The 1617-nt window shown below is 69.5% G+C and carries 2 protein-coding genes; one reads left to right on the top strand and one right to left on the bottom strand.

From position 1 onward, the window contains the following. A partial coding sequence (locus QN345_RS18825; RefSeq protein WP_323509084.1) for an undecaprenyl-diphosphate phosphatase occupies nucleotides 1-852 on the bottom strand: 852 nt, incomplete at its 3' end. A gap of 185 nt (nucleotides 853-1037) precedes the next feature. Here QN345_RS18825 and QN345_RS18820 point away from each other — a divergent pair. Further along, nucleotides 1038-1617: response regulator transcription factor (locus tag QN345_RS18820; RefSeq protein WP_323509083.1), on the top strand; the 580-nt coding region annotated here is incomplete at its 3' end.

The raw sequence follows: 1617 nt of genomic DNA, 5'->3' as shown, positions 1-1617 counted from the left end.
GTCGATGTGGGTCAGGCTGCCGAACTTGTAGGCGTCATCCTGGAACGTGTTCGAGTTGACCGTGCCGAGCGCGACCCGGTACCCGATGAACACCGCGATGCTGTGCTTCGCGACGAGCCGCAGCAGCCACGCGATCGTGGCATAGGCGACGAGGAAACTGACGACGGTCGCGACGATCGTGGGCACCCAGCCGACGGAGGCCGAGATGTCGCTCGCCGAGGAGAGGCCCTCATAGGCGCCCGCAGCGGTCAGTGCCGGGATGGCGAGGAAGAAGGACAGCCGGGTCGCGGCGACCCGGTCGAGGTTGCGGAACAGGCCGGCGCTGATGGTCGCCCCGGAGCGGGACACCCCGGGGATCAGTGCGACACACTGCATGACGCCGATCACGAGCGCGTCCTTGAGGGTCGTCGATTCCTCCGGGCGGTTGCGCTTGCCGACACGCTCGGCGATGAACATCACGACACTCCAGCCGATCAGCCCGGCAACGACGACCCACAGGTTGCGCAGTGGCCCCCCGATCAGGCCCTTTCCGAGAAAGCCGACGATGCCGATCGGCACCGAACCGGCGATGACGTACCAGGCGAAGCGGTAGTCGTGCGCGAGTCGCGCCTCCCGGTGGAAGAGGCCCTGCCACCATGCAACGGCCAGGCGGATGATGTCGGCCCGGAAATACAGGATCACCGCGACGATCGCCCCGAACTGGATGATCGCGGTGAACGCGGTCACCCCGGGGTCGTCGAGCTTCAGCCCCAGGAGCTTCTCGGTGAGGGTGAGGTGTCCCGTGCTCGAGACCGGGAGGAATTCGGTGATTCCCTCGACGATGCCGAGGATCAGCGCTTGGATCAGGTTCATGCTGGTGCCTTTGCGTGGAGTGCGAACAGGAAATCGGCGCCGGGCGGCGGTGGACGGGCCGAAGACCTCGTGCAGCAGAAGGTTAGGCCGCCGAACCTGCCCGCCGCCTGACCGGCACGCCCGCCACCCGGGTTGACCTGCACCGTTTACACGGGCGGCACGCGGGCACTGCGTACGATTGCCCCATGCCCACGGTCGGAGTCTGCGAAGACGACCCCCTCATCCGCCGGGTGCTCGCCGAGGCCCTCGGCGGCGCCGGCTACAGCCTGCTGCTCGCGCACACCGGCGCGGAGGCGGTCGTTCTGTTCGGCCCTGGCCAGCCCGTCGACGTGATCGTGCTCGACATCGGCCTGCCCGACTCCGACGGTCGCGACGTCTGCCAGGCCCTCCGGGCCGCCGGACAGCTCGCACCCGTGCTCTTCCTCACTGCGCGAACCGGCGTGCAGGACATCGTCACCGGCTTCCACGCCGGAGGGGACGACTACCTCGGAAAGCCGTTCGCGCTCGCCGAGGTGCTCGTGCGGGTCGGCGCCCTGGCTCGCCGGGGCAGGCCGGAGCCGTACCGGCAGCCGGCGGGCCTCCGCCTCGACCCCCAGCGGTTCACCGTGGCCAGGGCCGACCTCGAGATCGCCGTCACACCGACAGAGTTCCGGATGCTCGCGGCCCTGCTCGCCCGCCCTGGCGAGGTCGTCCGCCGGCGCGACCTGGTCGCGGCCGCGTGGCCGCACGGCGCCATCGTCGCCGAGAACACCGTCGATTCCTATG

It is taken from the genome of Cryobacterium sp. 10I1, assembly GCF_035019805.1.
Lineage (GTDB): Bacteria > Actinomycetota > Actinomycetes > Actinomycetales > Microbacteriaceae > Cryobacterium > Cryobacterium glucosi.
This window is presented reverse-complemented; position numbering and strand designations above follow the sequence as displayed.